8 protein-coding genes are annotated in these 6,399 nt (G+C 39.2%); 6 read left to right on the top strand and 2 right to left on the bottom strand.

Annotation, left to right across the window (positions count from 1 at the left end):
- A partial coding sequence (locus tag ACNKXS_RS00700) for a diadenylate cyclase (RefSeq protein ID WP_417919205.1) occupies positions 1-668 on the bottom strand: 668 nt, incomplete at its 3' end.
- Between the two features lie 30 nt (positions 669-698).
- A complete protein-coding gene (folP, locus tag ACNKXS_RS00695) occupies positions 699-1,529 on the bottom strand; it encodes a dihydropteroate synthase (RefSeq protein ID WP_417919204.1) in 831 nt (276 codons plus the stop codon).
- 82 nt (positions 1,530-1,611) lie between these two features.
- Here folP and ACNKXS_RS00690 point away from each other — a divergent pair, with 82 nt between their 5' ends.
- The 6 genes from ACNKXS_RS00690 (at position 1,612) to ACNKXS_RS00665 (ending at position 6,264) form a co-directional block, all read left to right on the top strand.
- The gene (locus ACNKXS_RS00690) at positions 1,612-2,157 is read left to right on the top strand and encodes a DUF1599 domain-containing protein (RefSeq protein ID WP_417920122.1); all 546 of its coding nucleotides are present in this window, start codon (positions 1,612-1,614) and stop codon (positions 2,155-2,157) included.
- Positions 2,158-2,174: 17 nt separating this feature from the next.
- Positions 2,175-3,269 (top strand): BT_3928 family protein, encoded by a 1,095-nt coding sequence (locus ACNKXS_RS00685; RefSeq protein ID WP_417919203.1) that lies wholly within the window; start codon positions 2,175-2,177, stop codon positions 3,267-3,269.
- Between the two features lie 145 nt (positions 3,270-3,414).
- Positions 3,415-4,167 carry a triose-phosphate isomerase gene (gene tpiA / locus ACNKXS_RS00680; RefSeq protein ID WP_417919202.1) on the top strand — a complete coding sequence of 251 codons (753 nt, stop codon included), beginning with the start codon at positions 3,415-3,417 and terminating at the stop codon, positions 4,165-4,167.
- Complete coding sequence (prmA, locus tag ACNKXS_RS00675) at positions 4,167-5,000, top strand: 50S ribosomal protein L11 methyltransferase (protein ID WP_417919201.1); 834 nt, start codon at positions 4,167-4,169, stop codon at positions 4,998-5,000. Before tpiA ends, prmA begins: the two co-directional genes overlap by 1 nt.
- A gap of 55 nt (positions 5,001-5,055) precedes the next feature.
- Positions 5,056-5,331 (top strand): ATP-dependent Clp protease adaptor ClpS, encoded by a 276-nt coding sequence (locus ACNKXS_RS00670; RefSeq protein WP_295179955.1) that lies wholly within the window; start codon positions 5,056-5,058, stop codon positions 5,329-5,331.
- A 99-nt stretch (positions 5,332-5,430) separates the two neighbouring features.
- The gene (locus ACNKXS_RS00665; protein ID WP_417919200.1) at positions 5,431-6,264 is read left to right on the top strand and encodes a M57 family metalloprotease; all 834 of its coding nucleotides are present in this window, start codon (positions 5,431-5,433) and stop codon (positions 6,262-6,264) included.
- The last annotated feature ends 135 nt before the right edge of the window (positions 6,265-6,399 follow it).

Raw genomic sequence — 6,399 nt, 5'->3', positions numbered from 1 at the left:
ACCAAAGCCAGCGCATCAGTTTTCTCAGTAATCCCTACCGCAGCACGATGTCTTAGTCCGAATCTTAAGGGAATGGATCTGTCATTGGATACCGGTAGGATCACCCTGGTGGCGGTGATCATACTTTCTTCGATGACCATCGCACCGTCATGCAACGGGCTGTTCTTGAAAAATATAGATTCAATTATAGGCTGATTCAGCTTGATCTTCATTTTATCTCCAGTATTCTTTACGAAGTCAAGTTTATTATTCTTTTGAATGACCATTAAAGCCCCGGTATAGGTTTTACCCATTGCTTCACAGGCATCTATAATGGCTTCTACATCTAATTTTGTACGTACATCATCCCTGCTAATTTTGAAGCTTCGGAAGAAACGGCCTTTTTGGGTGAAATTTGTGGAACCAATCATTAATAGAAATTTTCTGATCTCCTGCTGAAAAACCACGATAAGTGCAAATACCCCAACCCCAACGAATTCACCCAGAACACTGCTAAGTAATTCCATTTGTAGTAGCTGTGTTAGCAGCCAGACCAGGTAAATGACCACGATCCCAATAAAAATATTAACGGCCGCAGTACCTCGAACCAGTTTGTAAACGTAGTAGAGTAGAAGGGCGACAAAAACAATATCTAGAATATCGAGGATGCGAAGATCTATGATGTCCAAATGCAGTGGTTTTTTGTAAAAATAGAAAAACTAAACGTAGTTATTGAGTTCACCGGTTAATTTGATACATTCCATTGCCTCTTTTACATCGTGAACCCTTAAAATTGAAGCTCCTTTATTAAGTGCAATAGTATTCAAAATGCTGGTACCATTCAAAGCATCTTCTGGTGTAGAATTTAAGGTTTTCCAGATGAGACTTTTCCTAGAAAGCCCGGCAAGAAAGGGAAGTTCGATATTTTTAAAAAGTTCCAGTTTATTCAATAGCTCAAAATTTTGTGCAATGTTCTTAGCAAAGCCAAATCCCGGGTCAATAATTAGATCATTAATTCCAGCTTTTCTGGCTGCCGAGATCTTTTCAGAAAAGTAAAAAAGAATATCTGCAGTGAGATCCCCGTATTGGTTCAGGTCTTTCATAGTTTGCGGAGTTCCTTTCATATGCATCATAATATAAGGAGCCTTGAGACTGGCAACGGTTTCTATCATCTGAGCATCGAGATTTCCGGCGGAAATATCATTGATGATTGCGGCACCATTCTCCACAGCCTCTTTCGCGACTCTGGATCTAAAGGTATCTACGGAAAAGTTTACTTCTGGAAAATGCTGTTCCAGTAACTTCAGCTTCGGAATCATTCGTTCTAATTCCTCTTCTTCTGAAATATCCTGAGCACCAGGCCTGGAACTATAGGCGCCAATATCCAGGAAGCTCGCACCTTCTTTCAGCATTTTTTCAGCAGAGGAAAGGATCTCTTTATCTGTTTGTTTTCTACTACCCTCAAAAAAGGAGTCTGGAGTGATATTGATGATTCCCATCACTTTTGGTTCGGATAGGTCGATGAGATTACCACGGCAATTTATAAACATGAGATGGCTGAATTTTGGTAGCGCAAATAACTTTGACTATCTGGAATATTTGACCGAAATTTACGCAAATTACAGCTACTTCATGCAAAATACCTCCGAACAATACGATGATGTCGTTGGCCATTGTCGCAGTCTTTTTTTGAATAAAATGCAGGATTATGGATGTGCCTGGCGCATTTTACGATTACCTTCCTTAACAGATCAGATCTTTATTAAGGCACAGCGTATAAGAAAACTTCAGGAAAGTGATGTTCGAAAAGTTGACGAAGATGAGAAATCTGAATTTATCGGGATCATTAATTATTCGGTAATGGCTTTGATTCAGCTTGAAAAAGGAATTGCAGCTCAGCCCGATCTTGGACCTCAGGACGCAATAGATCTATATGACAAGAACATTGCTGTAACCAAGCAGCTTATGATGGATAAAAACCATGATTATGGCGAAGCATGGCGGGATATGCGAATTAGTTCGCTCACAGATCTTATCTTACAGAAATTATTAAGGGTGAAGCAAATTGAGGATAACCAGGGAAAAACGCTGGTTAGTGAAGGGATTGATGCAAATTACCAGGATATGATCAATTATGCTGTTTTTGCTATGATCCATTTCCAGGAAGCTGAAAAATAATTTGGAAAATATAGGTTATGAAAGCAATAGTAGGTATTTGTAGAATCCTGGTAGGTGTGCTTTTCATCTTCAGCGGATTCATTAAACTGAATGATCCCGTAGGTTTTTCATATAAACTACAGGAATACTTCAGTGAACCGGTACTGGACATTCCGGCGCTTATACCATTTGCTCTTATTATCGCTATTTTACTGGTAATCTTCGAGCTAGTACTTGGGATCATGCTGCTAATTGGGTTTGCAAGAAAATTCACAAGCTGGAGCCTGCTTCTCATGATCATTTTCTTTACGTTTCTCACTTTTTATTCGGCATACTTCAATAAAGTTACGGATTGTGGCTGTTTTGGTAATGCTATTCCGCTTACTCCATGGGAGTCATTCTATAAAGATATTGTCCTACTGATTCTGATTTTGGTAATGTTCTTTAATCAAAAATACATAGAGCCGCTGTTTCCGCAGAAATATCATAAATGGGCAATTTTCCTGAGCTTTATGGCGTGTTTCGCATTTTGTTATCATGTGTTGATGCATCTCCCAATGCTGGATTTCAGACCCTATAAGATCGGCAATAACATAGCTGAAAAAATGGTAGTGCCTGAAGGTGCCCAGGAACCTGTGTATGAATACCAATGGAAATTCAACATTGATGGTGAGGAGAAGATCATTACCAATCAAGGAGCCTATCCAGGGGTTACCGGAGAGTTTATTGGTGTAGAAACGGTACAGATCGAAGAAGGCTATGTACCGCCAATTCATGATTTTGTGATCGAAGGTCCGGAAGGTGATATTACGACAGATATTCTTACTACAGATAAAGTCCTGATGTTCGTTATGTATAACATAAGGTCTACGGAAATGGAAGGATATCAAGCGATCCAGGACCTGGCAAAAGAAGCACGGACAAAGAATTATCGTGTAATTGCTCTCACAGCATCAGGCGAGGACCTGCAAGCTAAACTCCAAGAGAAATTTGATCTGGACTTCGATTTCTATCAGGCGGACGAGACTGCGCTTAAAACTATCGTAAGAGCAAATCCTGGTATCCTGGTGTTAAGATCCGGAACCGTGGAGCAGAAAAAACACTGGTTCGACGCGAGCGATATCAAATTATAAACATCTACTATCTTTTATTCTGAAAAACCTAAAAATTGAAGGTTTAGCTTCGGTTTAGGATTTCGTATTTCAGTCTTTCCTTATATTTGTGTTTTATGCTGAAACCTATAGTAGGAGAGCATCCAATCACTGAAATACATTTATCATGAGAGAACAAATAGTAGCCGGAAACTGGAAAATGAATAACGACCTTGCTGAGACTGAAGAATTGCTTGGTGAAATGAAAATGCAAATGGTTAAGGAGCCTGAAGCAACTGTAATGGTGGCTCCAGCCTTCACAAATCTATATCCAACTTTCCAGGCACTAAAGGATACTCCCGTGATTGTGGCGGCTCAAAATATGCATGAAAGTGAAAATGGAGCTTTTACGGGTGAAATTTCAGCAAAGATGTTACAAAGTATTGGGGTTACTACGGTAATTCTAGGGCATAGTGAGAGACGTGCATATTTCCACGAAACAAATGAGCAACTGGCTAAGAAAGTGGACGCAGCGATCTCAGCAGGAATGAGAGTGATCTTTTGCTTTGGAGAAGAGCTGGAAGACCGTAAAAACGATAAACACTTCAGTTTAGTAGAGTCACAGTTAAAAGAAGCTTTATTTCACCTTTCAGAAGATGCGTGGAAAAATATCATTTTAGCCTACGAACCAGTATGGGCCATTGGAACCGGTGAAACTGCAAGCCCAGAACAGGCCCAGGAGATGCATAAACATATACGTACTTTATTAAAAGACAATGTAAGTGCCAGTGTCGCTGAAAATACTTCAATCTTATATGGTGGTAGTGTAAAACCGGCAAATGCCAGAGAGATCTTTGCCAAGGAAGATGTGGATGGCGGTCTTATTGGTGGCGCCAGTCTGAAGGCAGTTGATTTTCTTGAGATCGTAAACTCATTTTAATGACCGGACATTATTACGAATATCATTTTACGATACAACCGGTAGTTCCGGCTTCAGAAATACTGATCGCAGAATTAGGGGAACTTGGTTTTGAAAGTTTTGTTGAGAATGAAGACGGTATTACTGCTTATGTGCCGGAAGAGCAGTTTGCAGATGATTTACTGGATAAGGTACAGATTCTGAAATCTGAAGAATTCAGTATTGATTTTAAGGTAAAGAAAATTGAACGGGTGAACTGGAACGAGGAGTGGGAAAAGAATTTCACTCCTATTCTGGTGGACGGTGAATGCAGTGTTCGGGCTCCATTTCATGAGAAACCAGATACCCGGTTCGATATTGTTATAGAACCTAAAATGTCATTTGGTACCGGACATCATTCTACAACTCATATGATGATCCAGCATATTCTAAAGAACGACTGGAAAGGTAAATCTGTACTGGATATGGGATGTGGTACTGGAGTCCTTGCCATTTTAGCGAGAATGAAAGGTGCAACTCCGGTTGAAGCGATTGATATCGATAACTGGTGTTACCTGAATACGCTGGAAAATATTGAACGAAACAATTGTGAAGATATTAAAGTTGAAGAAGGTGGAGCAGAATTATTACCTGGTAGAAAATACGATGTAATTCTTGCCAACATCAACAGAAATATTTTGTTGAATGATATGACTACTTATGTAGACTGCCTGCAAGATAAGGGAAGTATATACTTTAGTGGATTTTATACGGAAGACCTTCCGGTAATAAAGTCGGCATGTGAAAAGCATGGTTTGAAGTTTATTGAACACATAGAGAGAAATAACTGGGTAGCTGCAAAGTTTTCATTTTAAGCATGTTACATTAATTTGTATCTTTGCAGCTTTCAGAAAAAGTAATAAGTTGAAGATGAGTACGAAAGAGGAAGTTTTAGAACAGGTTGACCTGAAAACCAAAGAACAGCGTGAAAATGAGATCGTCTTGTATAATGATGATTATAATACCTTTGATCATGTGATCGAAACATTGATCTATGCTTGTGAGCACACTCCGGAACAGGCAGAACAATGTAGTATCCTGGTGCATTACAAAGGAAAATGTACTGTAAAAACCGGACCCTATGATGAATTGGAGCCACGATGCTCCAAATTGTTAGATGCGGGATTGAGTGCTGAGATCGTATAGTTCTACAGAAAATTCCTACATTTAACATAAATTATTAGTAAATATTTGCAGTTTGAAGTAGTTTGCCTTCATAAGTACCCCTTTAACCTAAACTTACTTATGAAAAAAATTACACTTCTTACCCTATCTCTGGGAGTATTACTCTTTGCTTCCTGTGAAAAAGAGGATGTTTCAGAAATATCTGCTGAAACAGCTCAAGTTCAAGAGGATCAGATCTCGAAAGAGGTTCTTAAGAGAATATCTGATCTTAATTTTAATTCAAAACATGTTGAAAAGCAGATGATGATGCTTCCCGATGGAAGCTCTATCGAAAATTACCTTATTGAAGGTGATATTGCTATGACTAAAGATCAATTATTTAGCATGTCTTCGGCATCGATCACAAATAAGCAGTATCGAACCAATAACCTGGTGAGTTCACCGAGAACTGTGAACGTGATTGGTTATACCGGAGGAAGCCAGGCTTTATCCAGTAAACAGAGAACTGCCTTGCAGTATGCTATTGGAAATTACAATGCGCTGGATCTGGGAATTACCTTTTCACTTACTTTTGGAACTAACTATCAGCCATATGATATCGTAGTGTATCAAACCAACAATGGTCAGGCGGGAGGAGTTGCAGGATTTCCAAGTAATGGTAATCCATATAAATATGTACAGATCTTCTCAGGTATGCAGAACTACGACACAAACACAAATGAACACGTGATGACTCACGAGATTGGTCATGCTGTAGGTTTGAGACATACAGATTGGTATAGTCGACAAAGTTGTGGACAAAGCGGAGAATCTGCAGGAGCAGATGGTGCAGTCCATATTCCAGGTACGCCAACAGGTTTTGATTCGAATTCTATCATGCTGGCCTGTTTTGGTGGCAATGAAGACGGTGAATTTGGATATTATGATACCGTTGCCCTTAACTACTTATACTAAAAACCAATCATTGGGCACTAGGAAAGGCGGTTCAACCGCCTTTTTTTAATTTTTATTCTGAAAAGGCTTTTTAGTTTTATAAAAAGAAATTATATTTGCACCCGCTTTGCAAAACAGTAGAGCACTATTTTAAAA

Origin of the sequence: Christiangramia marina, from assembly GCF_048285865.1 — a bacterium.
In the GTDB taxonomy this organism is placed as follows: domain Bacteria; phylum Bacteroidota; class Bacteroidia; order Flavobacteriales; family Flavobacteriaceae; genus Christiangramia; species Christiangramia marina.
The sequence above is the reverse complement of the archived record's forward strand: the minus strand, read 5'-3'. Positions and strand labels throughout refer to the sequence as shown.

Bases quoted from the DNA above. Each gene is read 5' to 3' on its own strand.
- folP (WP_417919204.1), bottom strand. From the start codon at position 1,529: ATGTTTATAAATTGCCGTGGTAATCTCATCGACCTATCCGAACCAAAA.
- ACNKXS_RS00690 (WP_417920122.1), top strand. From the start codon at position 1,612: ATGCAAAATACCTCCGAACAATACGATGATGTCGTTGGCCATTGTCGC.
- ACNKXS_RS00685 (WP_417919203.1), top strand. From the start codon at position 2,175: ATGAAAGCAATAGTAGGTATTTGTAGAATCCTGGTAGGTGTGCTTTTC.
- tpiA (WP_417919202.1), top strand. From the start codon at position 3,415: ATGAGAGAACAAATAGTAGCCGGAAACTGGAAAATGAATAACGACCTT.
- prmA (WP_417919201.1), top strand. From the start codon at position 4,167: ATGACCGGACATTATTACGAATATCATTTTACGATACAACCGGTAGTT.
- ACNKXS_RS00670 (WP_295179955.1), top strand. From the start codon at position 5,056: ATGAGTACGAAAGAGGAAGTTTTAGAACAGGTTGACCTGAAAACCAAA.
- ACNKXS_RS00665 (WP_417919200.1), top strand. From the start codon at position 5,431: ATGAAAAAAATTACACTTCTTACCCTATCTCTGGGAGTATTACTCTTT.